This window comes from Acidobacteriota bacterium (genome assembly GCA_028874215.1).
GTDB lineage: Bacteria > Acidobacteriota > UBA6911 > RPQK01 > JAJDTT01 > JAJDTT01.
On record JAPPLF010000097.1, the window covers coordinates 18,683 to 43,451 of the forward strand.

The 24,769-nt window shown below is 60.4% G+C and carries 19 protein-coding genes and 1 pseudogene; 11 read left to right on the forward strand and 9 right to left on the reverse strand.

The annotated features are described in order from the left end of the window. Positions 1-356 precede the first annotated feature (356 nt). Positions 357-1,445, reverse strand: coding sequence for an amidohydrolase family protein (locus tag OXT71_19390; GenBank protein ID MDE2928553.1), 1,089 nt, complete (start codon positions 1,443-1,445; stop codon positions 357-359). 20 nt (positions 1,446-1,465) lie between these two features. Next, positions 1,466-2,776, reverse strand: coding sequence for a neutral/alkaline non-lysosomal ceramidase N-terminal domain-containing protein (locus OXT71_19395; GenBank protein ID MDE2928554.1), 1,311 nt, complete (start codon positions 2,774-2,776; stop codon positions 1,466-1,468). A 104-nt stretch (positions 2,777-2,880) separates the two neighbouring features. Here OXT71_19395 and OXT71_19400 point away from each other — a divergent pair, with 104 nt between their 5' ends. Continuing rightward, complete coding sequence (locus OXT71_19400; GenBank protein ID MDE2928555.1) at positions 2,881-3,402, forward strand: hypothetical protein; 522 nt, start codon at positions 2,881-2,883, stop codon at positions 3,400-3,402. A 38-nt stretch (positions 3,403-3,440) separates the two neighbouring features. Then, positions 3,441-4,517: a hypothetical protein gene (locus OXT71_19405; protein MDE2928556.1), complete on the forward strand. Its 1,077-nt coding sequence runs from the start codon at positions 3,441-3,443 to the stop codon at positions 4,515-4,517. Positions 4,518-4,584: 67 nt separating this feature from the next. Here the strand turns inward: OXT71_19405 and OXT71_19410 are convergent, their stop codons facing one another. Next, positions 4,585-7,971, reverse strand: a complete 3,387-nt coding sequence (locus OXT71_19410) for a TonB-dependent receptor (GenBank protein ID MDE2928557.1) — start codon at positions 7,969-7,971, stop codon at positions 4,585-4,587. 554 nt (positions 7,972-8,525) lie between these two features. Here OXT71_19410 and OXT71_19415 point away from each other — a divergent pair. From OXT71_19415 to OXT71_19425, 3 genes are read left to right on the forward strand one after another with little or no spacing between them, the layout of a single operon-like run. Continuing rightward, a complete protein-coding gene (locus OXT71_19415) occupies positions 8,526-10,136 on the forward strand; it encodes a CRTAC1 family protein (GenBank protein ID MDE2928558.1) in 1,611 nt (536 codons plus the stop codon). Further along, positions 10,117-11,694, forward strand: coding sequence for a tetratricopeptide repeat protein (locus tag OXT71_19420; GenBank protein MDE2928559.1), 1,578 nt, complete (start codon positions 10,117-10,119; stop codon positions 11,692-11,694). Before OXT71_19415 ends, OXT71_19420 begins: the two co-directional genes overlap by 20 nt. A gap of 51 nt (positions 11,695-11,745) precedes the next feature. Next, entirely contained in the window at positions 11,746-12,666 is a 921-nt protein-coding gene (locus OXT71_19425; protein MDE2928560.1) for a hypothetical protein, read from the forward strand. A gap of 66 nt (positions 12,667-12,732) precedes the next feature. Here the strand turns inward: OXT71_19425 and OXT71_19430 are convergent, their stop codons facing one another. Then, complete coding sequence (locus OXT71_19430; protein ID MDE2928561.1) at positions 12,733-14,781, reverse strand: CocE/NonD family hydrolase; 2,049 nt, start codon at positions 14,779-14,781, stop codon at positions 12,733-12,735. A 169-nt stretch (positions 14,782-14,950) separates the two neighbouring features. On the opposite strand from OXT71_19430, the gene OXT71_19435 reads away from it, so the two are divergent. Continuing rightward, positions 14,951-16,093: a tetratricopeptide repeat protein gene (locus tag OXT71_19435; GenBank protein MDE2928562.1), complete on the forward strand. Its 1,143-nt coding sequence runs from the start codon at positions 14,951-14,953 to the stop codon at positions 16,091-16,093. 29 nt (positions 16,094-16,122) lie between these two features. Next, positions 16,123-17,502, forward strand: coding sequence for a neutral/alkaline non-lysosomal ceramidase N-terminal domain-containing protein (locus tag OXT71_19440; protein MDE2928563.1), 1,380 nt, complete (start codon positions 16,123-16,125; stop codon positions 17,500-17,502). A gap of 35 nt (positions 17,503-17,537) precedes the next feature. Here OXT71_19440 and OXT71_19445 read toward each other — a convergent pair. From OXT71_19445 to murJ, 3 genes and pseudogenes are all read right to left on the reverse strand, one after another. After that, positions 17,538-17,876, reverse strand: a pseudogene (locus tag OXT71_19445) (methylated-DNA--[protein]-cysteine S-methyltransferase). 248 nt (positions 17,877-18,124) lie between these two features. Beyond that, positions 18,125-19,024, reverse strand: a complete 900-nt coding sequence (xerD, locus tag OXT71_19450) for a site-specific tyrosine recombinase XerD (GenBank protein ID MDE2928564.1) — start codon at positions 19,022-19,024, stop codon at positions 18,125-18,127. Further along, on the reverse strand, positions 19,021-20,628 hold the full coding sequence (gene murJ / locus OXT71_19455; GenBank protein MDE2928565.1) for a murein biosynthesis integral membrane protein MurJ: 1,608 nt from the start codon (positions 20,626-20,628) through the stop codon (positions 19,021-19,023). The genes xerD and murJ overlap by 4 nt, the downstream gene beginning before the upstream one ends. A 111-nt stretch (positions 20,629-20,739) precedes the next feature. Between murJ and lpxD the strand changes: the two genes are divergently transcribed. Beyond that, entirely contained in the window at positions 20,740-21,771 is a 1,032-nt protein-coding gene (gene lpxD, locus OXT71_19460; GenBank protein MDE2928566.1) for a UDP-3-O-(3-hydroxymyristoyl)glucosamine N-acyltransferase, read from the forward strand. Positions 21,772-21,810: 39 nt separating this feature from the next. Here the strand turns inward: lpxD and OXT71_19465 are convergent, their stop codons facing one another. Both OXT71_19465 and OXT71_19470 read right to left on the reverse strand, forming a co-directional pair. Then, positions 21,811-22,074: a Txe/YoeB family addiction module toxin gene (locus OXT71_19465; protein MDE2928567.1), complete on the reverse strand. Its 264-nt coding sequence runs from the start codon at positions 22,072-22,074 to the stop codon at positions 21,811-21,813. Beyond that, entirely contained in the window at positions 22,067-22,348 is a 282-nt protein-coding gene (locus OXT71_19470) for a type II toxin-antitoxin system prevent-host-death family antitoxin (protein ID MDE2928568.1), read from the reverse strand. The genes OXT71_19465 and OXT71_19470 overlap by 8 nt, the downstream gene beginning before the upstream one ends. Positions 22,349-22,522: 174 nt before the next feature. Here OXT71_19470 and OXT71_19475 point away from each other — a divergent pair, with 174 nt between their 5' ends. The 3 genes from OXT71_19475 to OXT71_19485 all read left to right on the forward strand — a co-directional run bounded on the left by OXT71_19475 (position 22,523) and on the right by OXT71_19485 (position 24,662). Further along, complete coding sequence (locus OXT71_19475) at positions 22,523-22,780, forward strand: Arc family DNA-binding protein (protein ID MDE2928569.1); 258 nt, start codon at positions 22,523-22,525, stop codon at positions 22,778-22,780. Then, positions 22,780-23,211 (forward strand): type II toxin-antitoxin system VapC family toxin, encoded by a 432-nt coding sequence (locus OXT71_19480; GenBank protein ID MDE2928570.1) that lies wholly within the window; start codon positions 22,780-22,782, stop codon positions 23,209-23,211. The genes OXT71_19475 and OXT71_19480 overlap by 1 nt, the downstream gene beginning before the upstream one ends. Positions 23,212-23,420: 209 nt before the next feature. Continuing rightward, positions 23,421-24,662, forward strand: coding sequence for a sialidase family protein (locus OXT71_19485; GenBank protein ID MDE2928571.1), 1,242 nt, complete (start codon positions 23,421-23,423; stop codon positions 24,660-24,662). The last annotated feature ends 107 nt before the right edge of the window (positions 24,663-24,769 follow it).

Genomic DNA, 24,769 nt, shown 5'->3' on the forward strand with positions numbered 1-24,769 from the left:
TTCCGGAGCCTATACCGTACCCTTCTTCTGACCAAGCCAGGCCAACGACAACTCGGATCGCCCCTGCCGGTCACGCTCACTGGGAAAGCCAGGGGTCCGATGGCCCAACCTCGCACCCGTGCCGTTGTCAGTTCCTCCACCACCCGTTTCAACGACTTGGCGTTCCAAATCATCGAATCCGTATCGCAGCCGTCATCACGGGGATGCTTTTGGGACACCTGAGCTCTCCCTGTATTTGTGGTGCCGTTGACCCTGCTGTCAACGCCAGATCGGCTACAACCCATGCTGTGATCGGTTGTTTCCGAGTACTCCAACGGTAAATCGGAGTGCCGGAACGGACTGGATACGGCTTCGTTTCAGGGTCCGTCGATACCGAACAGATTCATCGCGTTGCCGCCCAGGATTTTTTCCATGTCGTCCGGGGCGATGAAGCCGCAGTGGCAGCGCAGATAATCCAACGACTGGCGGTAGGTGCAAACGCGCTCGACGGCCGGCATATCCGATCCCCACATGATCTTGCCGGCGCCGATTTCAGCATAGAGTTGCTTGATGATTTCCTGCGCCTGGGGATACGGGTACTCCCAGCGTGCGCCGTTCATGATCGGGAACAGCAGTTCCAAATGAATATTGGGAAGGCGGCAGAGTTCCAGTGCGAGGCTGCTGAGCCGGTCGTTCTCGAAGTGGTTCATCTCGAAACAGTGAGTGATGACGAAATTGATGTCGGGCCATTTTTCGACAAATGCTCTGAACACCTGCAACTCATTGGCAAAATCGGCCGGACTGAGTTCGTTGCGGCACCGCAGGTGCCATAGGACCGGAATCTCCAGGCTGGCGACTTGTTGCCAAAACGTCCTGAATTCGGGTTGGTCATAGTAGGTCTTGTAATCGACCATGAAGAAAGATTCGGTGCCGTCGAAATATAGCGCCCGCATACCGAGGCTTTCCACACATCGGGTCAGTTCCGCGATCTGGCTGTCTTCATAGGCCCGCCATTCGTCGATTTCGGCTGCGCCCACGAAGCGGCTGGGAAACCGATTCATGGCGTCCGCCACCAGGTCATTGAGGCGGCCGTAGATGTGGGCCCGGGAAATGACGCCGACGTCGACACCGAGCTCATCCATCTGTGCGATCATCAGGTCGGCCGGCGCCTCGAATGCCTGCAAGGCGGCGGGCATCCACTGCACGTAGTAGTCCTCGCCCTCATGGGTCCAGACCAGACGGCCATGCTCACCCGGCCGGAAGTTCACATCCAGCATGTTGCTCAGGCCGGTTCCCAGACCGTCATGCAGCGTTCGCCGGTTCACCCGATGTTGGTCGGAAAGACGGCGAATCCCCTGCATATGCCAGAGCATGTGCCGTTGTTGGAATCGCATCCGCTCCGCGACCGTTCCATGTTCATCACGGCCCGGATGCGGCCAGACATGAGCGTGAGTGTCGACAATCATCGTGTTGGCGGAACGAGTCGCTACCGGGGCATCCCCTGAAGATAAGTGCTCACTCCCTGGGTGAAATCGTCCTCGACCTGCTCGGTGAAGGGCGAGACGCGGCCGGGTTCGTAGCCGCCTTCCGCGAAAGCCTGCCGGGTGGGCAGATACCCCAGGAAACCATTCGTGTATCCGGCAAAGAAGGTGTAGGGAAACGGAGAATGGTTGCGTACGTTGATGGCGATCTCGCAAAACAGCTCGACCGGCGCTGTCCACAGGACGAGATCATCGTTGATCTTCAGGAAACGGACCGGGACGCGAACCAGGCTCGCTCCGGTTTCCGTCTCTCGAAGGTAGTGCGCCAGTTCCTCGACCCAGCCAAAGCCGGGCTTGCGGGGGGTCTCGATGACCGTCTCTCCAGTCCACAAGACGACCTTTGAAGTGCCGGTCTTCAGGGAGCGGTTCGCTTGCAGGATTCGATCCCCCAGCAAGACGTTGAACTGGGTAATGTGACCTTTCTTGAAATCCGGATAGGTGCTGTAGAGAGGGGATATATTCCCGGCTGCACCGTTGACGTGCAGCATCGGCGCACCCACCTTCTCCTCGACGTATTCGGACACAATCCCTTGTGCATCTCCGCTGATCAGGAGGTTCTCGGCCCCGAGAACGGTCCCGTGCATGGCATAAACGGCAATCAGGCCCAGCGGCGACCCGTCCGTCCGGTCCAGCCGAATCAGTCCGATCTGGCGGTCCACCGCTGCCTCCGGGTTCATTCCGTAGGAGGCACGCCCGTCTACATCGATGGCGCGCCGGTTGATGTTCGCCATCGAATGACCGGTCGTCACTCCCAGGCGCGCCGTTTCCAGTTTTGACCGAGCCTCCCGAATGCCCTCGATCAACCGGGCTTTCACCCATTCGGAATACTCAGGGTTGTGCTCATGCAAGAACCTCTCAGGCTGCATGCTCCTGATGAGGCCCGGCGAGCCCACCTCGGGAGCCGAGTGGGTGTGAGTCAGGGTCCACCACACCTGCTCGGACCGGATTCCCGTCTCCTGCTCCAATTCCCTGCAAAACTGCTCGTAGAAGGCAGGAGAAATGGCGGCCAGGTCCGAGGAGACGAGAAAGAACTGCGTCTTCCCGTCATCCATTGCAGCGATTCGATGGTAGATGCGGTCGTGGACGCCCTCGGATTTCCTGGGGCCATAGCCCAAGAGCCAGAGCGATTCTTCCGGGGTGATATCCACCTTCACACAGGAGGCCCGAAAGTCCCCGGCGGCTCCTCCGGGAAGAGTTCCCGAAGCGGCCATGACCAGGATAAGGACGAAGAATATGGAGCAGTGTAAAGGTTTCATGGTTGGATGATTTCCCGCCGTTTCACTCTCAGGGGTTGGAAGGCTTTGAATAGATTTATACTACATCTCCTCGCCGCGGTCGGCGAGTTCGAGACGGATGGCTCATGGCGGGAATCGACTGGTTCATAGTAATCGCTCTCAATCTCCTGATCTTCGGCTACGCGTCCATCCGGTCGCTCAAGACGCACTCCGACGTGGACTGGTTTCTGGGCGGACGCAGCCTGCCCTTCTGGCTGATCGGCCTCTCGATGTTCGCAACCTCGGTGGACGGCGGCGAATACGTCGCCGTCAACGGCGCCACCTACCAGAATGGCCTGGTGATGTTCACCGGAGTTGTGTTCGGGGTCGGCGTCGGCGGCATGATCGCCGCCTATGTCGTCATGCCGGGCATGTACCGGGCGGGGCTGTTCACCAACGCGGAATACCTCGAGCACCGGTTCGGAATCTCGGCGAGGATCATCAGCGTTCTGGTTCAGATCCAGTACCGGACGGCCACCCTGGCGACCATCGCGGTGGCCTTGCACCTCATGCTGACCGAAGTGGCTGACCTCCCGTCCGACAGCGCCTGGATTCTGATCGTCGGGTTGACTGCGGCAACGACTTTTTACGCCGCCTGGGGGGACTGAAAACGATTGCCGCCGCAGACGTTCTGCTCGGCGCACTCATGCTCTTCTCGACTCTGGTGCTCTGGTCCGTCATCTGGCAGGAAGCCGGGGGTTGGGCCGGCACCCGGGCCGCGCTGGTCGGGCAGCTCGGTGAGCGAGAAGCAGAGGAGTTGCTGCACATCGGAAGCCGGGGTGATGCGAGCAGTCATCCAATTGTGGTGGTGATCGGATGGTGCCTGATTGCCACCGGCTATTTTGTGGTGAACCACACTCAGACCATGAAGATGTTCGGCGCCCGGTCCCTGTGGGATCTGAAGATGTCCGTCGTAGCGGGCACCACGCTGATCATTCTCTCAGGATACTTCAGCAGCTCGCTGGGACTGCTGGGGAGGGCACTGGTTCCCGGCCTGTCCAACCCGGACCTGATCTATCCCCGGCTGGTCGATCAATACCTGGTCTCCGGACTGAAGGGCATCGTCGTCGCCGGAATGATCGCGTCCGCCGTCAGCACCTTCGAAGGCATCGGAGTGGCCCTGTCCGCTCTTTTCACCCGTGACATCTACGCTCGCCTCCTGGTGCCCGACAGGAATGATCGTCACTATGTGATCGTCAGCCGGATGGCCACCGTCGTCATCGTCGCCATCACGTTTCTCTACGTTCCCTTTATCCTTCGCGCTGAGAACATCGTGGAATTCTTCGTCGGCATCACCAGTATCTTCGTGACCCCTCTGATGACCGTGTACCTGGTCGGCTCAACGACGAGAGTCGACCGGCGCGCCGGCCTTGTGGGCCTGATCGCCGGACCCGCCTTCCGGCTGACGGTAGTCGCGCTGGAAACCCACCTTCCGCTGTGGTTGACGGACAATTTCGTAGCGTACCTTTGGACGACCGGCGTGACGGCCGCCTCCATGTTGATCGCATCGATGATCCTGGGCGCCGTATCTCCGGCGGCTGCTCGGGGAACGGCCCCAAGGACGACTCGGCCCTCCGGTTGGCTGGCGCGCTCCCAAGGAACGGTCAGGAAGATTGCCTTATCACCGTTTCCGGGCGGCGTTCCCTGGTGGGCATCCCCTTCCCTCTGGGCCGCCGCAGTACTGAGCACGTCGGGCTACGTCGTATTTGTGGTCCTCTGGTAGTGACCGGCGGTCCACGAAAAAAGGGGCGGAAGACCGCCCCTTTTTCATTCCCAGTGTTCTCCTTGGACTAGAACTCCAAGCGAAGTCCCAACTGGATGTTCCTTGGTGGACGCGTCGCGGAGATGATTCCGAAATTGCTCGATCCTACGGAGTTGCCGAAACCGAAGAACTGGGCGCGGTTGAAGGCGTTATAGGCCTCGGCACGGAACTGTATCCTGGCCGTTTCTCCGATGTGAAAACTCTTGGAGATATTGAGATCCCAGTTGCGGATTCCCGGCTCCAGGACCTCGCCACGGCCCGTGTTGCCGAACGTTCCCACCTCCGGATTCGCAAAGTAGTTCACGTCAAACCAGCGCAGGTTGTTGGCGCGAGGATCGAGGGTCTTCACCTTGCCTGTCCGGACCTTGTCCGGCCGGGTTGCCCACCAGAACTGACCCGTGTTGCTCCAATCCCGAGGGAACGGTCGAATGATCCTGGGGCTCCCGGATTGGAATGTGGTGATTCCACTGAGTTGCCAGCCGCCTAAGATTCCATTGATCACCGGGTGCATATCGCCCCCGAAGCGTTTGCCGCGACCCACCGGAATTTCCCAGATGTACCCGACGCTGAGCCGGTGTTTGGCGTGGAACTGGGACAAGCCCTTCTCGGCCTTCTTGTCATACGAATTCTGGGCCCAGAATCCGGTGGCATCGTTGAGGTTGCCGTAGTCATCAAGCGTCCTGGCAAAGGTGTAGGAGGAGATGAACGAGAGGCCCCGGTCAAACCTCCGCTCCACGCGCAACAGGCCGGCATTGTAGTTGTTCTGGGCGCTGTGCTCCATGATGAAGGTGAAATTCGACAGGTCCGGATAAGGCAGCCGTGTCGTAAACGGTGTCGTGACTCCCGGGGGATCCAACTGAGCCTGATTGTAATTGATGCGGCGCTGGCCATGGTATCCGTGTGAACCCACGTAACCCACTTCCACCAGCAGGTTTCTGACGACTTCCCGCTGCACGGTCAACTGCCAGTGTTGGATGATGGCGTCGTCGAACTTCCGGGTGACCGAATGCAGCGTGGCGCCGGCCAGTGAGGGATGCCACGTGGGTCCGGTGATCTGGGGGAAATCCGCACGTGAGATATCGGCAACCGGGAACAATTTGGACATGTCATTGGTGTCCAGATCGGTAAACAAGGTCTTGGGGTTGATAAACCGCAGGACGTTGGAGGGCGGATTCAGGGCCCCGTTGACCTGGTCGGTGGCGTCCGGTGGAGAGTAGAAGATGCCATACGAGGCGCGAATGACCGTCCTGTTGTCTCCGAAGGGGGAGTACGCAAGACCGATTCGCGGGCCCCAGTTGTTTCGGTCGGCATTGTAGTAACTCTCGCCCGGCTCGGCGGCGTCCAGGGGAGTGGGTGGGCAAGGAGTCGTGTGCTGAAAACAGCTTCCGGGAGGAGCCACGAAATCGAAAACCGCGTAATCTCCCCGGATCGCATTCCAGGGTTCGTAGTACTCATAGCGCAGGCCCATGTTCACGGTCAGCTCGGGGGAGACTCTCCAGTCATCCTGCAGGTAGAACCCCCACAGCTTCTGATTGAAGTAACCGGTGCCGTTGCCGGCCAATCCCCAGGTTTCTTGCGCCTGTCCCACCATGAAATCCGCAAATGGACTGCCCGACGCAGTATCTCCCGGGAATTGCGTGAAAATCCCGTTGAAGGTGAAGTTCCCCCGGATGCCGGCCTGAGCCAGCCAGCGCATGCGAATCTCCCGGATATCGAAGCCGAGTTTGATCGAGTGATTCCCATACCTTGTCATCAGGTTGTCGGAGATCTGGTAGGTGTTGTTCAGAGCACCGAAAGGTGCGTCCGGGGTTGGCCCGACGCGGGTGTAGTTGCTCCAGCCGAAGCTGGGCAGTCCAAAACCGAGGGGCGAGCCGCCGATGTTCTTGAATCCGAAAACGTCTGACGAATAGTCCACATCTCCCGATCCGTCCTGTCCTCCGAACCAGTTTCCCCGGTTGTATCCGACGCGCAGCTCGTTGACGGTGGTGGGCGAAAACGTATGGATCTCCGACATCATCGCATTGTGCATGTTGTTGTCGTTGTTGGTGCCGGAGAGAGGCACCACGTTGCCTCTTCTCTTGCGGTCGATCGACTCCATGTAGCGCCCGTAGATCTGATCGCTGTCGGAGATAACGTGATCGATGCGCACGGTCCAGAAGTTGATATCCTCCGGGTCCGACTTGGTTCCAAGGAAGTTGCTGTTTCCAGGCAGCGTCGTCCCCTCGTCGTGGGTGGGACTCGGAATCAGGTCCAGACCGACCAGGGTCTTGGCCTGAGGACTAAGGCGGTTGCTGGGAATCTGGTTTCCCGGGAAGGGTTGCCGGGTGAATCCCGCCGGCGCGTTTGCATCCTCGACCGTCGTATAGGGATCGTAAATGGTCTGCCCCAGAGAGGAGAAATCGCCCTGGAGCCACCTGGGGTCGGGAAATCTCCCAAAGGCGGTCGCACTCTGGCGAAAACGGGTTCCTTCGTAGGCGAAAAAGAAGAAGGTCTGGTCCCGGCCATCGTAGCCCGGTACGCGAATGGGTCCCCCGACGTTGGCGCCGAACTGGTTGTAGTTGAATGCGTTCTTGTCCGCCCCGGCGCGGTTGCTGAAAAAGCTGTTGGCGTTGAAGATGTCGTTTCGATTGTAGTTGTAGATCGCGCCACGCAATTCATTGGTGCCGCTCTTGGTGGTGGTGATGAACTGGACCGATCCCCGGCCCTGTTCAGCCGAAAAATTATGGCTCTTGACTTTGAATTCCTGTAGCGAATCCAAGGACGGGGTGGCCGACTGGGTTTGAATCCAAACCGTATTCGAGTCGATTCCGTCTATGGTGTACGAGGTATAAGCCCCCCGCTGGCCGGCAAGCTGGTAGTAATTGCCGCGGTTCTGATTCGGTATGTATCCGGTGGCGCTGGGAACGGGAGTGACGGCGGTGGGCAACAAGGTCGCCAAGGCCTGGTAGTTGCGGGTGAGCAGCGGCAACTGGCGCATCTGCTCTTCCTTGATCGTCCCCCCGACTTCCGAGGTCTCGGTCTCGACCAACGGCACCGCTGCCCGGACTTCCACCTCCTCCCCGATCTCTCCCACCTGCAGCGTCAAATCGACGCGAAGCTTCGTGGCCAGGTCCAGTTCGGCACCCGGTTCGACAGCCGTCTTGAATCCGGCCATCTCAGCCGTCACTCGATAGACTCCAGGATCCAAGAAAGGAATTTCGTAACCACCGGTATCCCCGGTCACCACCGAACGGGCGATGTTGGTCCCCAGATGGGTGGCCGTGACGTCGACGCCGGGCACCACGCCACCGGTGTCATCCTTGATCGTCCCTGAGATGGTGCTCTTGACTTGGCCTTGGGCGCCGGCGGTGGCAAGCACCAGCAGAACAAAAAGCAGAAGAGCAATCTTGGCAGTACAGAGCGAGGTCTGCATCATTTCATCCTCCTTGGCGGGCGAGCGGGCGGGCGTGGAAAAAACTTCCACTAGTTGCGGCTGAGCCTACACGGTCTGGTCAGCAACGGTCAAGAAAAAAACAGGGCCACCTCAGGTGCTGTGCTACGCTTGCGTATAGTTTGCAATTCCAAGCCATTGGATCGGCTCGCCCCGCATGAGCTTTAACCCGCATTTCTCACCAGGTCGCTATGCGTATGACGAAAAAGGGCCTGCATTTGAGCATTTACGCTAATTTGTCCAAGGTTTCTCCGGGCCATACTGCGCTGGGCGCGCGCTCGCTGGTCTTTTCGCCCTCAGCGCGCACATGCTCCCTCAAACGTAGTCACCACTACGCTCTCAGTCGCGAGCACGCGGGGATGATGAAGAGTCGGCGGCTAAAAGCCGCCGCTCCGGCGAAAATCCTGCGCGATCGTCACGCCCCCTGGTGAAAAATGCGGGTTAAGAAGACGATCCATGTCCCGATGGTTCTCTGCTTCCTTTGGGTCTCTGCCTGGGCACAAAAAGAGTCCGGTTCAATCCCTCCCGGGGCCCGTTTCGTGGATATTGCAGCCGAGGCCGGACTGGGTGATTTCGTCTGTTATTCGGGAGGCATTGAGCGGAAAGAAACCATTCTGGAAACCACCGGAGCGGGCTGTGCCTTGCTGGATTACGACAACGACGGCGACCTCGACATATTCCTGATGACGGCCAGCCGGAGCGAGGGGTTCGCGGAGAGCGCCGAGCCTTCCAACCGCTTGTATCGGAATGACGGCAGCGGCCGGTTCAGCGACGTTACCGGCCAGGCCGGACTGGTGCGATCGGGCTGGGGCCAGGGAGTGTGCGCCGGAGACTACGACAATGACGGCTGGATCGATCTCTACCTGACTTACTACGGGAACAATGTTCTTTACCGCAACACCGGAGAGGGCTCCTTTACGGATGTCACCCGGAAGGCGGGGCTGTACACGAAGCACAGATTGTGGGGCGTGGGTTGCTCGTTCCTGGACTATGACCGGGATTCGGACCTCGACCTGTTCGTCACCAACTACATCGATTTCGATCCGGTGACCGCTCCCCGTCCCGGAGAGAATTCCAACTGCCTGTGGAAGGGGATTCCCGTCATGTGCGGTCCTCGAGGCCTGAAGGGCCTGCCCTCCAATCTCTATCGGAACGAAGGCGATGGGACATTTGCCGATGTGAGCGGGCACGCGGGGATCACCGCCGCCGGTGAAAGATACGGACTAGGGGTTTTGGTGGCGGATTACGACAACGACGGCTGGCCCGACGTCTACGTCGCTTGCGACTCGACACCCAATCTTCTGTTTCGCAACAACCGTGACGGGACCTTCTCCGAGATGGGCCTGTTGGCGGGAGTGGCCTACAGCGGGGATGGAAAAGAGCAGGCCGGCATGGGCGTCGACGCCGGGGATTACGACAACGACGGTGATCTGGACATCGTGAAGACGAATTTTTCCGACGACAAGTCGAGCCTCTACAAGAACCATGGCGACGGCACCTTCAGTGACGCGACGTTTGAAGCCGGGTTGGGAGTGAACCTGGCATATCTTGGCTGGGGCGTGGGATTTTTGGACTACGATCAGGATGGTTACGACGACATCTTCATCGCCAATGGTCACGTCTACCCGGAGATCGACGGCCACGGTTTTCGGTCCCGGTACAGGCAGCGGAAAGTCCTTTACCGGAACACGGGCAACAGCACCTTTGTGGACGTGACCGCATCGTCCGGAGCGGATCTGCTGCAGCCACAGACGAGCCGCGGCATTGCTCTCGGAGACATCGATAACGACGGGACTCTCGAAATCCTGGTAAACAACGAAAACGGAAGACCCAGCCTCTATAAGAACTACGGGCCACATGGGAATTGGATCGTCATTCTGGCCATCGGCAGCCGCTCGAACCGCAGTGCGATCGGTACGCGCGTTTCGGCAGCCTCGGACGGCGGGCGAAGACTGATCAAGGAAGTGCGCAGTGGCGGGACGTACGCTTCACAGAGCGACCTGCGACTGCATTTCGGCCTGGGGCCCGCGGGAAAGACGGATCTGGAAGTCCGATGGCCCGATGGCTCGGTGGAAAAGTTCGCCGGGGTCGCGGCCAATCAGTTCCTCACCATCAGGGAAGGCATCGGAATTGAGGGAGACAAAGACTGAGTCCCGCACCACCAGCCTGACGAAAAAGGGGACGTTCCGCCAAGCCCGCAGCATCACATGGAATCGTCTCCTGGCACTCGTGGCCGTGGCTTTTCTCCTGCAGGACGCGGTTGCCGGGCAGAGTCCGCAGCAGGCTTTTCGCCTGCTCCAGGAAGGCAAACTCGCAGATGCTGAAAAAGCATTCCGGGCTCTGCTCGACAGGTACCCCAACGAACCCTCCCTACACGGTGGCCTGGGCATGGTCTATTCGAGAATGAAGCGCTATGCCGAAGCCGTGCCCAAATTCGAGCGGGTTCTCGAGTTGAAGCCCGGAGATTTGAGAGCCCACGGCAACCTCGCCGTCACCTATCTGCGCCTGGACGATCAGGAGAAGGCGATCGAGCAGTTCGAGCAGGTGACCAGGCTGGATCCCGGCAGGGCCTCCGCCTTCTACAACCTGGGCCTGCTCTATCTCAGGAAGGCCAACCTGCCCCACGCCCTGGCGGCTCTCGAGCGCGCTCATCATCTGCAACCGGGCGACCCGGCGATACTCGTCTACCTGGTCGAAATCTACCTCGACCTGGGGCGGACACGCGAGGCTGTCCCCCTGGCCTCCCGGCTCCGGCGAATCCTGCCTGCCGACACCGTCATCCACAAACGAGTGGGGACGTGGATGATCGAACGGGGCCTGGCTTCCGAAGCCATCGCCCAGTTCGAGCTGGTCCGGCGGAGAGAGTCCTCGTTCCCGGTGAACTATCGGCTGGCCTATGCCTGCTACCTGGGGGCCGACTATTCACGTGTCGTGCAGTTGCTGGATCCCTACGCCCGCGGTGCAACGAAAACACCCCTCAAGTTTTATGGACTCCTGAGCGCCGCCTACCTGAAGCAGGGTCTGGAGGCGGAGGCCTCCAATACCCTCAAGCGGGGAATGCCTGCGACGGGCCGCGAACCGAAGTTTCTCTACGATATTTCAGTGGAGCTGCTGAAGGAGAACCTGTTTCCGCTGGCCAGGGACCTTCTCGGTTATGCAATTGTCCGATTCCCGGACGATCCGGATCTGCTTCTGGCCCTGGCCCGAAGTCATCATGCCGCAAATCGTTTCGAGGAGGCCCGGGACGCCTCGGCGTCGGCGGTGAAGAACAGACCCGATTTCTATGCCGCATACGTTGCCCTGGGAAACAGCCAACTGGAGTTGGGCGCCTATGACGAGGCGCTGGAGGCCTATGGGCGGGCGCTGAGTCTCAATTCAAGAGACCCTTTCCTCTATTACGTCTATGCCACGGCTCTGGAGCGCCACAACCGGCTCGAGCCGGCGCTCCTGATGGCTCAGCGGGGCATCGCAGTCGATGCCAACGATGCGGCCTGCCATTTCATCCTGGGAAAGGTGCTGGAAAGACACGGAAGACTGGAGGAGGCACGCCGGGAATACGAGCTGAGTTCCAAACTCCAACCGCTCGAGGAGGAAGTCCACTATCGTCTCGGGCTCCTCTACAAGAGGCTCCGGCAGGACCGGAAAGCAGAAGAAAACCTCAAGAGGTTCGAAGAACTCAAGGCAAAGGCCAAGTACTCACGAAACTGAGGCGTTGAAACAGGAGAAACAATCCTCGGGCCGAAAAGGGGGAACCATCGAATGCCGTATTTGCGATTACTCTGCTCGGGCGTGATCACAGCGGGACTGGTCGCTTTACAGGTGCTGAGCCTGGAAACAACCGTCCATGGCCAGGATGAAGAGCTGGCCATTTCCAGGCTCTCGATCCCGCTTGCAAAAGACGCCAAACCCTTTTGTGCTAGTGAGACCGAAGATGGGAGGCTTCTGGCCTTTCAAAACGACCATCCGGAGGGTCGGGGAAGGCTCGATATCTGGTTCTCCCGCCTGGAGAACGGGCGTTGGTCCGTACCCTTCAATGCAGGTCCGCAGGTCAACACCGGGTCCCACGAAGCCGATGCCAAACTGTCGCCCGACGGAACCGTGATGATTTTTCTGCGCAGCGACGATTTCAGCAAATCCTCCGGTGTCTATGTCTCCCATTTCCGCGACGGCTCCTGGTCCACAGCCGAATTGCTGGGTCCTCCCATCAGTCTTCCGGACACGGTCCAATTCGGAGCCTTGCTCTCCAAAGACCTGAGAAGACTCTATTTCTCCAGCAATCGGTCCGGAGGGCACGGGGGGTTCGATGTCTACACCAGCGATCGCATCGGCTCTGGCTGGGACCGGTGGGGAGAGCCCGTCAATCTGGGCCCCGTCGTCAACAGCGCCGGCGACGAGAACGACGTGGCCGTCAATCCCGACGAAACCACGCTCATTCTTCCGTTGCGCAGGAATGATTCGCTCAGCGACAGTGTGGATCTCTACATCAGCCGAAGAGTCAACGCTCAATGGACTCCCTGGCAGAACATGGGCCCGCGCATCAACACTCCCGGAACCGACACCTGCCCCTGGCTTGGCTACGACGGCCGGACGCTGTACCTGAACTCCACCTGGGACGGGCTGGTGGGAGGAAAAGAGGGAGCGACCTGGATCTGGGCCATTCGCCATTCCGAGGAGTTTTGAAAAAGGGGACAGAGTCACTGCCACTTTTTCCGTCCTTCCCTTCGAATCCGGCCTGACGGGGTGCCATCAGTTCAAGAGCCGGGGCACCGTACGAGACCAGCTCTTGTTGAAGTGAAGCTTCCCGTCGACTGTGATCGTCAACTGGACCAAGTGGCGAAAAGTCGACTCATCGCTCGTGGTCAGCTCATTGGCCTCTACTTTTATGTCTGAACCCAACTGCTTGAGAGTGTAGGCGCAATAGGCCTTCAGGACCGCCTCGGCAGGATTGAGGGTGGAAACGGTGAGGCTGGAATGCTGCTGCAGGTCAAAACCGGCCGATGCGGGCAAGTGCACCGGAGTAATGCGAAATATTGTCTTCTGATTCACCAGGTCGTGGGTGATGGAGTATTCCTCCGGTGTGGACAAGTCTTCCGGGTCGGCATTGGACAACCGCACCAGATCGGGCTGGGGCAGCTCCGGATTCTGCTCGGGAATCACCGGCAACACGATATGTGACGGAGTGCGGCCGCCTCGATGGATCGTATTGATGGCAGGTTCGGCCGTGGGCCAGGCATTCTGGATGTCGGCACTGGCAATGGCCACCCGGATCCGGTGACCGGTCCCGAAAATATAGGACATCGTTTTCAGGTCTATCTTGAGTTCATACACTTCCCCGGGTGTAAGAGGCTCGGGTTCGACGTGGGAATCGCGGTGGGTGGCATTCAAGCCTCCGTAGCGAACCAGCTTGGAAGTGCCGTCCGGCGCCACGTCGATGAGCTTGACCCGAAAGTAGGCCACCTCGGCCGTGGATGAGACGTAGAGGACAGCCGCAGGCGTCCCCGTCACCTCCAGATCCGCTTCCAGTGGAGGCGTGGTATAGGTCACCGAATACGCCTCGTCCCAGCGCTGGTCGATGGGCATTCCCCAGGGCAGGATGCCTCCCCCCCAGTGAATCCCCGAGGTGATTCCCACGGCAGGGTTGTAAGGGTACTCGTCCCGCTCCTCAGCGGCCGTCCCGCAGGGTTCCGGGCTCAGCTTCCCGTGGGAGTGAAAGTAGAGGGGCGTGCGCCGCGTCCGGGCGATGGGCCACTCCCGCTCCGATCGCCAGAAGCCTTTCTCTTCCAGCGGCATGCGCGCGGAAGGCGGACTGTACCGCTTGACGAAGAACGTGACCGGCGGCTCGTCCATGACACCGTTATCGATCCCCTTGAGCCAGTGGTCGAACCAGTTCAGGTAGAGCGGGCGGGTATCGATCCTGGGGCCGGGGACGGCGCATTTTTCTTCGCCATACCAGTGCCCCCAGGGTCCCACCAACGCTCGCTTATTGGGAACCTCCAGCTTGGAGAACGCACGCAACAGCGCCGTGGGATAGCAGTCGGACCAGCCGGCAATGACGAAAACGGCACACTGGACCGCGCCGTAGTTCGTCGACAGCGACCGGTCCTGCCAGTATTTCCCATCCAGTTGATTCGAAATGTACCCGATGCCCCAAGGCTGGCTGTTTTCCAGACGCTGTTGCCAGATCCCGCTCCACTTCTCTCCCACGATGTCCGGGTCGGGAGGCGAGAAATTGTAGGCGTTCATCAGGGCGGAGTAGCTGTCGAACATGTAGGGGCGAAGGACGCCGCCCGGATAGGTCCACTCCGTATAGACGTTGTCATTGGCCGACCGCACGATGATGGCTTTCAGATGCGGGGGCGCCTGCACCGCCACCTGCCATTGGACGACTGCACTGTAGGATTTGCCGATCATTCCCACGTTGCCGTTGCACCAGGATTGGGCGGCGATCCATTCCACCATGTCGTACCCGTCCTGCCGCTCGTCCGCAGAATAGATGTCCTTGCTCCATCCGCTGGAATTGCCTGTGCCGCGCACGTCAAATTGGGCAATGACATAGCCGCGCTCGGCCAGGTAGGGAACGGCCGGGGGATACTCCTCCCGATAGTCGGCCAAGGGTTTTCTGATGCGACGGTAAGGATTGTATTCCATGATCGCCGGGAATCGGCCATCCGCGTCCGGCCGCGTTATTTTCACCCCCAACTCCACTCCATCGCGCATGGGCACTCGGGTGTAGAGGATTTTCACCTGGTATTGAGAGCGGGACCGGCCCCCGCTCCGTGAATCTGTTCGGGACATGGAGGGACCTCCTACACCGTACTTCTCTCCCGACCTGAACTCGAACGCCGAGCCTGAGCCTCAATGTCGGCAACAGGCCAAGGACAAGGCGGACCGAACCTTCGGATGGCCGGTACGGGCGTAGGCCTGATTGACTGCCAACTGCGGGGCTTGGTAGGTTTTTCTTGCAATGCTGGTCGGCCTCTTGCTTTCGGGGCTCCTGCTTTCAGGTCTTCAGACCCCGCCCCAGCAGCAAAAGCTCGGGCAATACTACCAACAGGCTTCCGAGGCGGCAAAACGCCAGGATTGGGTTTCAGCCGAGCAAGCCTATCTGGCCATATTGAGATTGTCTCCCGATAGAGCCGATGCCCACTACGGGCTGGGTCTTGCCCGCCACTTCCAGGGGAAATATGAAGCGGCCACCGTAGCCTTCGAAAAAACGTTGCGGCTCGATCCCGACCGTGTCGAGGCGAACCTTTTTCTGGGCCTCGACTACTATCTTCTCTACGAATACGAGAAGGCACTCGGTCCTCTCGGGCGGGCCATCGCCGCTCGTCCCGGGGACCTCAGCCTTCAGCTCTGCCTGGCGGGATCCTATTTGGCGCTGAACCGTTTCGGTGAGGCCATCGATTTGCTCCAGGAGGTGACCCGCAAGGATCCCGGCCATGTCCCGGTCCTTCACATGCTGGCACAGGCCTACCTCAACACCAGAAATTTTGCCGAGTTCGAGCAAATTTACGAACGGCTCCGGAAACTCGACTCCGGTTCCTCCCGTACCCACCAGGTGCGGGCCGAGGCGTACGTCTTCCAGGGCCGCCCGGAGGAGGCGCTGAACGAGTACCACAAAGCACTCGCCCTGGATCCGAACGTGGCTGGGCTCAACCAGGCCGTGGGGATTCTATATCTGGAAAAGGGGCTGTACGAAGATGGCCGGCCCTATTTGGAGAAGGCGCTGGAATTGGAATCGGACCTGCCGATCGCCCGCCTGAACCTGGCGGTCATCAAAAACATGGAGCAGAAGTTTGACGAGGCGATTCTGCATCTCGACAAGGTGTTGCGCGCCAACGACCAGCTTTCCCAAGCCTATATGGAACTCTCGAAGGCATATGCGGGCAAGGGCCGTTGGGAGGAGGCAGCAGCAGCCCTGGAAAGGGCGATCGCCCTGGACCCCGATGAACCGGCTCCCCGCTATCAACTGGCCCAGATACACAAGAGATTGGGAAACGCCGGAAAAGCCCTGGAAGAACTTCAGCGCTTTGAGGCGCTTCAACAGAAAATGAGGCGGGAAAAACATCTGGCCATCGAGAGTGGTCTTCAAAAAAAGCCTCAATAATCGCCAGCTCGCCGTCGGGGGAGAATCCAATGACGAATTTGAAAAAGGTTGGCTTTGGCATTTGTCTGTTGGGCCTGACGGTGAGCCCGTGGGTGCAGGGTTCCAACTTGAGGGCCGGGGTGGCCAAGGTGGATATTACTCCGGCTCCTGGAAAATACATGCTCGGTTCCGGGACGACGCGGGCCACCGGAGCCCATGATCCGTTGTACGCACGCGTCCTGGTGCTGGAGGTCGATCAAACGCGGCTGGCGTTGATCACGGTCGATCTCTGCCGCGTCTTCCAGGCACCCTTGATGGATCGTCTGCGCCGGCAGGTCAAGGAATCCAGCGGAATCTCCTTTGTGCTCATGGTCGCGACCCACACTCACTCCGCTCCCATGATTCCCATCAATGAGAATCATCCCTTGACCGGCATGGTGGCTTGGCAAGAGGACGCCGTCGCGAAAATCGCAATAGCTACTGAAAAAGCTTACGGGCAGGCGGCAGAGGCGTGGTTGGGTACAGGTTATGGAGTCGCTTACATCGGTCACAACCGGAGAAAACTGAACCCGGACGGCACGGTGACCATGATGTTCAGGAACCCCACCAAGATTCCAACGTCTCCCTTCGATCCCACGGTTGCAGTCCTGCGCATAGACACCGAAGACCGCAAGCCATTGGCCGTACTGGTGAACTACGCCTGCCATCCCGTGGTGGTGATGGCAAACCTCAAGCAGTACTCGGCCGATTTCCCTGGAGTCATGTGCAATACCGTGGAAGAGTCTTTCGGCCAACAGACCATGGCCTTCTTCCTGAACGGCGGCGCCGGTGACATCGACACCTACTACACGGGCGTGCCTCTCGAAGAAGATCCGGTCGGAAGAATGGAATGGAGTGGTGAGACCTTAGGCAAGGAAGCCGTTCGCGTGGCCAGGAAGATCCGGACCGAACCGGCCCCTGAAGCGAGCCTCGATTTCTCCGAAGATTGGCTGACATTCGGTTTTCGTTGGGACGTGGAAAAGTACATGAAAGCCTTTGAGGAGAGCGTGGAACCCGAACTCCGCCAGTACTATCTGCCTGAGATCAAGCCGGAAAAGCGGGTTCCCGTCACCACCGTTCTCATCAACAAGCGAATCGCATTCATGGGGATGCCGGGCGAGCCGTTTATCGAGTTCCAAATGAACTGGCGCGAGCGGTCTCCGGTCGCCGACAGTTTCTTCCTGGGGTACGCCAACGGCTTTTTCAGCTACTTCCCCACCATTCGTGCGGCCACCGAAGGCGGCCATGGAGCCAAGAATATCTGGGCCCGAATCGAAACGGGCGCCGGCGAACGGATCGTGGATCACTGCATCATCCGAATCTACGAAATGTTGAGGCGTTTGACCGACGACCCGGCCGTGCCGGCGCCGGCGCAGAACGATGAGGAGTGACGGCGCCGAGAGCTCTCCTCCGAGTCCCGAATCCTCTACCCTTCGTCGGCCCGGCCCGGAACGGGGACGGCTTCCAACTCCAGCAGGCGCCGCTTCAGTTTCAGGCCGCCGGCGTAACCCACCAGGCTTCCATTGGAGCCGATGACCCGATGGCAGGGAACCACGACCGGAATGGGATTGCGGCCCGTTGCCGTGCCGACCGCTCGAGACGACCCGGGGCGCCCGATCCCGGCCGCCACCTGCGCATAGCTTCGCGTCTCGCCGAAGGGGATCGATCGCAGTTGGTTCCAGACCCCGATCTGGAAGGGCGTTCCCCTCAGGTCCAGCTCCAGATCGAAATCCCGCCGCTCTCCCGCCAGGAACTGCTCCAACTGCGAGGTGGCACGCCGCAGGGCGGCGTTCCAACCCGGAGACGCAGGCCCCCCGAAATGCCTGTCGAACCATCCGGACCAATCGGCTTCGCCGGGAAGGTGCAACCGGCAGAGCCCCTGATCGGAGGCGGCCAGGAGAAAGGTTCCAAACGAGGTGTTCAAAGGCTGGTAGCAAAGAGTTCGCATGGATCAGAATCCTTTCGTGCCGGGATGCCGTGGTCCCGCCATGGTACGCGGTACGTGAGACTCATTCACGCCCGGGGGTGGAACTTTCCATAGACCTTCTTCAGGCGCTCCCGGCTCACATGGGTGTAGATCTGTGTGGTGGAGATGTCGGCATGGCCCAGCATCACCTGGACCGCCCTCAAGTCGGCGCCATTTTCCAGCAGGTGAGTGGCAAAGCTGTGGCGCAGCACGTGAGGGCTCAACTTTCCGTCGATTCCCGCCTTCCTGCCGTATTTCAGGGTCAATTTCCAGAAATTCTGGCGGGTCATGGGCCCGCCCCGCCGGGTCAGGAAGAGGAAGGGACTCGAGACACGCTTGCGGAGAAAATAGGGCCTCGCCTCTCTCTGGTAGGCGTCCACGAACTCGGCGGCCTCGTCCCCCAGCGGAACCAACCGCTCCTTGCTTCCCTTCCCCATGGTCCTCAGGAAGCCCGCCTCCAGACTCACCTCGCGAATCCGGATCTGAACCAATTCAGTGACCCGCAGGCCCGTGGCATAGAGCACCTCCAGCATGGTCCGGTCCCGCAGGCCGAGAGGGGTGGAGAGTTCCGGACCTTCCAGGAGGCGCTCCACCTCCTCCGGTTCCAGGTAGACCGGCAGTCTTCTCCAGAGCTTGGGCGACTCCAGGGTCTCGGTGGGGTCCTTCTCCACATAGCCGTCCAGGAGGAGAAAGCGGTAGAAGGAACGAAGACTGACGATCTTGCGCATGATGGAGGAGACCGAGAGCCGCTGGTGCAGCACGCGCACGAAATCGAACAGGTCGTGTCTCTCGGCCTGGTTCAACTCCACTTCACGGTCTCCCAGGAAAGCCAGGAACTCCAGAAGGTCCCGCCGATAGGCTTCGACCGTGTTGGGGGAGAGCCCCCGCTCCACCACCAGGTAGTTGACGTAGCTCTCGAAGGCCCGGCGGCGCATCTCTTCCGTCATTTTCGCAAGCGGGAGAAAAGGTGCCCGACCTCCTCGACGCCCAGGAGCCGGCAACAGGCGAAATAGAAGACAGCTCCGGCCCCGATACACCCGAAGAGTGCGGCCGCGTTCTCCAGCCAGGTGCTTCGAGCCTCTTCCAACTGGAGATAGATCCCCAGGAACCCGACGACGACCCCCATGAGGATCGACGCCCCCAGGTTCTTGGCTACGGTGGACGCCACTCGATGCGACGCCGACGAGCCCACCCTGCGGCCGAAGGCTCGGACGAGGAGAGCCAGGTTCACCCAGACCGAGGCGGCTGTTCCGACTGCCAGACCCAAATACTTGTGGGCGGGGGGAAGCAGCCAGATTAAAAACAGGTTTACCGCCAGATTCGTGGCAACGGCGATCAGGCTGCTCCGCACCGGCGTTCGGGTGTCCCCCAGGGCATAGAAGGTGGGGGCGTAGACCTTGATGCAACTGTAGGCGACCAGGCCGAAGGAGTAGCAGATCAAGGCATTTGCGGTGTTCGCGGTGGCGTCGGCGTCGAACTCGCCGGTTTCAAACAGCAGACGGACGATGGGTCCGGCCAGGATCAGGAGCCCGACGCCGGCGGGCAGCGCGATCAGGGAAACGGTCTTGACCGAATGGGCCACCATTGCCTTCAGCTCTTCCCATTCTTCCCGGGCGGCCGAAACCGACACTTCGCGAAGATTCACCACGCCCACCGCGACGCCGCAAAGGCCGATGGGCAGGTACATGATCCGGAATGCATAGTTGAGCCAGGAAACCGGTCCGTCTCCACCCAGCCATGAGGCCAACTGCGTGTTGATCAGAATGTTGATCTGGAGAGCGCTCACACCCAGCAGCGCCGGCGCCACCAGCCGCCCGATCCGGCGCAACGCCGGGTGGCGGAAGTCGAGACCCAGACGGAATCGGTATCCCCGCCGGTAGAGGAGAGGGAACTGGACGGCGCACTGGAGCGCCCCGCCCACGAGGGCGCCCAGGGCGACGGCGTAGACGGCCAGGATCCCCTCGTATTCAAACCAGGGGACGACGAAAATACAGAAAAAAATGAGGACCAGATTGAATATGGCGGGCGCCAGTGCGGGGACGAAGAAGCGATTCAGGGCGTTCAGCATCCCGATCAGGACCGAGGCCACCGAAACGAAAATCAGGAAGGGGGACAGAATCCGAACCAAGCTGGAAGTGACCTCCAGCTTGCCCGGATCGCCGGCAAATCCGGCCGCCAACAGATAGACCCAGTAGTCGGACAGTGCGAAAAACGCCACCGCCAGCAGTCCCAGCAGGAGGAGCAGAGCGCTGATCAACAGGTTCGCCAGCCGCCACGCCTCCTCTTTGCCCTGCTTGCGAAGGATCTCCGTGAAGGTGGGAACGAAGGCCGAACTCAATGCCCCTTCGGCGACCAGGTCGCGGAAGAGGTTGGGGATCCGAAACGCCACGATGTAGGCGTCCATGTAAGCCCCGGCTCCGAAGAGCCGGGCAAAGAACCGGTCCCGGACCAAGCCCAATATCCGGCTGAGGAGGACGGCAGCGCTGATGCTGCGGGCGGCGCGAGTCGATCGAATCCTTCGCTGGGACTCCTGATTGTCGTCCTGGTCCATCCCGCGATCACTTGCTTGAGGGATTCGAAATCGGCGCCGTCAAACCCGTAAACCCGTGGTTACGCTATCATTCTCATCTGACCCGCACTCTCGGGATTGACGGAGTCCGGAATGAAGCTTGGAGACCTCGCCCGGCAACTGGATTGTGAGCTCCGGGGACCGTCCGAAATCGAGATCGACGGCCTGGCGGGTATCGAGGAAGCGACGGCGAGTCAACTCACCTTCGTGTCCAATCCCAAGTACTACTCCAAGATCCCGTCGACCCGCGCGGGAGCCATCGTGGTGTCGCGCGACGCGCCCGATACGGGGACTCCGACCCTGCTCAGCGACAATCCCTACCTGGCGTTCGCCCGCGCCATTCCCCTCTTCTACCGGCCGCCTTCCGTCACCCAAGGAATCCATCCTACGGCCATCATCGCCGAGACCGCCGAACTGGGAGAAAACCACTCCATAGGAGCTCACGTCGTCATCGGCGACGGGGTCCGATTGGGCCGCAACGCCGTGATCTACCCCAACGTGGTGATCTATCCCCACACCCGCATCGGCGACGATTTCGTAGCCCATTCCAACGCCGTGGTCCGTGAGCACTGCCGCCTTGGCGACCGGGTCATCCTCCAGAACGGCGCCGTCATCGGAGGCGACGGCTTCGGCTTCGCGCCCCGCGCCGACGGCAGCTATTTCAAGATGGTGCAGTCGGGGGTGGTGATTCTGGATGACGACGTGGAGGTGGGCGCCAACGCCTGCGTCGACCGGGGCACCGTCGGCGAGACCCGGATCGGGAAAGGGACGAAGATCGACAATCTGGTCCAGATCGGACACGGTTCGACCCTGGGCTCCCACAACATCCTGGCCTCCCAGACGGGACTCGCCGGCACTACCACCATCGGGAACCACGTGACCCTGGCGGGTCAGGTGGGCGTGGCCGGCCATCTGAAGATCGGCGACCGGGTCGTGGCGACGGCGCAGACCGGCATCGGGCGCGACGTTGCTCCGGGAAGCGTCGTCTCCGGGTCACCTGAGATGGAAACCACCCTCTGGAAACGGAACTACATCCTGATGCACCGGTTCCCCGAGCTGGTGAAGACCGTCAAGCGGCTTCAGAAGGAACTGGTGGAACTCCGAAAGTCACTGATCGGACGGTAGTCCGGTCCCGATCATGCAGCCGAAGATCGGATGCACGGCTCAGTAGTGGTACCGAGCCTGCAGGAAACGGACCTCGTACTTCACCACCTCGTAGACGACGCGGTGTTCCTGGGTGAGGCGGCGGGACCACAACCCGGCCAACTCACGCTTGAGTGGTTCGGGCTTGCCGATACCACCAAAGGGAGCCTTCAGGATCCGGCGGACGAGACGCAGCAAACGATTCGCAGTCCTGCGATCGGTACGCGTCCAATATTCCAGGTCCTTCAGGAAATGGGTCGAAAAGACCGCTCGCCGGTCACTCATCGAGACCGAACTTGCTGCGGAGCTCCGCAACCGTCATGACGACACCATTCCCGGACCGGACTTCTTCAATTGACTCCCATAATCGTCGAGCGTTTTCGGGGGATCGCAGCAAATGAGCCGTTTCTTCCAGCCCGGACAACTCTTCCAGGCTGACCAACGCCACATCGGCGCCCCCTCGGCGCCTGACGATGAGCGGTTCTCCGGTTTCGGCGACCCGGTCGCAATGGCTCTTGAGATGGGCACGGAGATCGGAATAGGTCGTGACTCGAGGCATCTGGATATTGTACAAGATTTCGTACCAGTAGGTGAATAAATCCGAAGGCGAACCCGAATCGAGAACCATGTGACCCTGGCGGGTCGGGGGGCGTGGCCAGCCATCTGAAAATTCGCGACCAGATCGTGGCAAAATTTGATAGCATTATGCTTTCATTCGCTCTAGGCAATCGACATGGCAACCGTTCACGTGCGCCGATTGGATCAGGATGTCGTGGAACGTCTCAAGCGGCGTGCCGTCGCAAATCATCGGTCCTTGGAAAGTGAAATCCGGCATATCCTTTCGGCGGCTTCTGAGGATCAGATGGCGGCGAAACGGAAATCCTTCGAAGATCTGGCAGTGCGACTCAGGGAACGCACCCAGGGACGGAACCAGACTCCCTCCGAGGTTCTCATTCGGCAGGATCGGGATAGAGGACATCGGGTGGTCTGATGCGTCTGGTCGTCGACGCCAGCGTGGCGGTCAAGTGGCTGGTCGCGGAAGAGGATACTGAAGCGGCGAACCGGCTGCTTCTAGGCAGCCATGAATTGCATGCTCCACGCCTGCTGGCATCTGAGGTCGCCAATGCGCTGTGGCGCAAGGTTCGGCTAGGTGAGATACGCCACGGCGATGCCGGGTTGCTTGCGGCGGCCGTGACCGATATGCCACTCCGTTGGTCCGACGACGAACGTGTTTGCGCGGACTCGATTCGGCTCGCGCTCGAACTTGAGCGGCCCGTCTATGATTGCGTGTATCTCGCGCTCGGACATCGCATCGGCGCCACACTCGTGACGGCGGATATCCGCTTCGCGAATGCAATGAAAACGACCGTTCACGGGGGCGATGTGGTGACGCTGACGGACCTCGTCATCGATTCGAACTGATGCCCAGCGGCCGCAATACGGGTCCCCCTTCCGAAGACTGCCGTGAATTCCGGCCGCAATTGGTCATGCCCAGGTCATCCGCAGGGAATCGTCGATGGAGCAAGCGACTCGCCCTTATCAATAGCGGGTGAACCGGATCTCGCGATTCAGGTTGGGCAAGGCCCACAGGTTGCCGACCTCCGAAAACCCGAGTTAGACTTTGAAAAGTCATGTCATTCAAGGAATCATTGCAACGAAGAGAGTTTCTGAAACGGGGCAGCGCCTTGGCGGCGGTCCTCTCCACGGCTTCGGCCGCAGCCCAATACAACGGCGATCCCGGCGAGCCCAATCCCCACACGCAGCCGGCCCCGAACCGCCGGGACATCATCATCTACCGCGACCCTTTCGCCTACTGCTCCCATGCTTCCATCGTGCGCCTGGCCAACGGGGAGTGGGTCACCGCCTTCAACGAGTGCCAGAAAATCAAACCGTATACCCATCCGCCGGGTGATCCCCACTTCCACAACCTGGTTTCCCGCTCCGACGACGAGGGCCGCACCTGGAGCCCTCCGGAGGCCGCTCCCAACTGGGACTGGTACGGGGTGGAGTGTCCGGGCCTGGCCCAACTTCAGGACGGGACGGTGGTCCTGAACCAGTGGCAGTTCCTCTGGTATCCCCTGGCGCAGGGGCGGAAACTCGCCTCCCAGGGAGAAAAGATCTGGCTCAGAACCAGCCGCAAGCAGGGCTGGCTGCCGGCAGCTTCCGACTCCGATTTTGACCGGAGCCTCTACCCCTGGGCCCGGGCCAACAGCGGCTGCTACGTCCACCTGAGCTCCGACGGAGGCCGGACCTGGGACCGTACGGTCCGGATTCCCACCGAACCCTACATCGGAGGCTACACGCCCCGGGGCGTGGCTCAACTGCAGGACGGAACCGTCCTCATGGTCACCGCGGACCACCCGCTGAATCACACGGCCTACGCGGTGCGGTCCCGGGACGGTGGATTGACCTGGACCCCGCCGGTGGCCGTCGCGAATGCGGGAGACGGCATGTTGTCCGAACCCACGGCGGCGGTTCTCCCCAGCGGCAAGGTGGTGGCCATGATGCGAAGCCACACGCGCTACCTTCACCAGAGCGAGTCTTCCGACGGGGGATCGACCTGGACACCCGTGCGCAAGACCCCCATCTTCGGCTACCCGGGACATCTGCTGCGCCTTGCGGACGGCCGGCTGCTGGTCACCTACGGCCATCGCCGCTCTCCCTTCGGCATCCGGGCCTGCCAGAGCCGGGACAACGGCCAATCCTGGGACTACGGGCAGGAATACCTGATCCGTGGCGATTTCCCGAACCGGAACCTGGGCTATCCGGTGACCATCGAGTACCGGCCCGGGCATCTGTTCACCGTCTACTACGGTGAAGAACCGGACGGGGTCACCAGCATCCAGGGCTCCTACTGGGAGATTCCCAGCTAACCCGGGAAGCTCATGCTTGCATCTCGTGGAATACGGCCGCCAACGGCGAGGCGCGCCACCGCCGGCTTCTCCGGAGCAGCCGTCCGCGCCGCCTTGGTTGCAGCCAT

Excerpts from the sequence above, each read along its gene's own strand:
- OXT71_19390 (MDE2928553.1), bottom strand. The coding sequence starts at position 1,445 with ATGATTGTCGACACTCACGCTCATGTCTGGCCGCATCCGGGCCGTGAT.
- OXT71_19395 (MDE2928554.1), bottom strand. The coding sequence starts at position 2,776 with ATGAAACCTTTACACTGCTCCATATTCTTCGTCCTTATCCTGGTCATG.
- OXT71_19400 (MDE2928555.1), top strand. The coding sequence starts at position 2,881 with ATGGCGGGAATCGACTGGTTCATAGTAATCGCTCTCAATCTCCTGATC.
- OXT71_19405 (MDE2928556.1), top strand. The coding sequence starts at position 3,441 with ATGCTCTTCTCGACTCTGGTGCTCTGGTCCGTCATCTGGCAGGAAGCC.
- OXT71_19410 (MDE2928557.1), bottom strand. The coding sequence starts at position 7,971 with ATGATGCAGACCTCGCTCTGTACTGCCAAGATTGCTCTTCTGCTTTTT.
- OXT71_19425 (MDE2928560.1), top strand. The coding sequence starts at position 11,746 with ATGCCGTATTTGCGATTACTCTGCTCGGGCGTGATCACAGCGGGACTG.
- OXT71_19430 (MDE2928561.1), bottom strand. The coding sequence starts at position 14,781 with ATGTCCCGAACAGATTCACGGAGCGGGGGCCGGTCCCGCTCTCAATAC.
- OXT71_19435 (MDE2928562.1), top strand. The coding sequence starts at position 14,951 with ATGCTGGTCGGCCTCTTGCTTTCGGGGCTCCTGCTTTCAGGTCTTCAG.
- OXT71_19440 (MDE2928563.1), top strand. The coding sequence starts at position 16,123 with ATGACGAATTTGAAAAAGGTTGGCTTTGGCATTTGTCTGTTGGGCCTG.
- xerD (MDE2928564.1), bottom strand. The coding sequence starts at position 19,024 with ATGACGGAAGAGATGCGCCGCCGGGCCTTCGAGAGCTACGTCAACTAC.
- murJ (MDE2928565.1), bottom strand. The coding sequence starts at position 20,628 with ATGGACCAGGACGACAATCAGGAGTCCCAGCGAAGGATTCGATCGACT.
- lpxD (MDE2928566.1), top strand. The coding sequence starts at position 20,740 with ATGAAGCTTGGAGACCTCGCCCGGCAACTGGATTGTGAGCTCCGGGGA.
- OXT71_19465 (MDE2928567.1), bottom strand. The coding sequence starts at position 22,074 with ATGAGTGACCGGCGAGCGGTCTTTTCGACCCATTTCCTGAAGGACCTG.
- OXT71_19470 (MDE2928568.1), bottom strand. The coding sequence starts at position 22,348 with ATGCCTCGAGTCACGACCTATTCCGATCTCCGTGCCCATCTCAAGAGC.
- OXT71_19475 (MDE2928569.1), top strand. The coding sequence starts at position 22,523 with ATGGCAACCGTTCACGTGCGCCGATTGGATCAGGATGTCGTGGAACGT.
- OXT71_19480 (MDE2928570.1), top strand. The coding sequence starts at position 22,780 with ATGCGTCTGGTCGTCGACGCCAGCGTGGCGGTCAAGTGGCTGGTCGCG.
- OXT71_19485 (MDE2928571.1), top strand. The coding sequence starts at position 23,421 with ATGTCATTCAAGGAATCATTGCAACGAAGAGAGTTTCTGAAACGGGGC.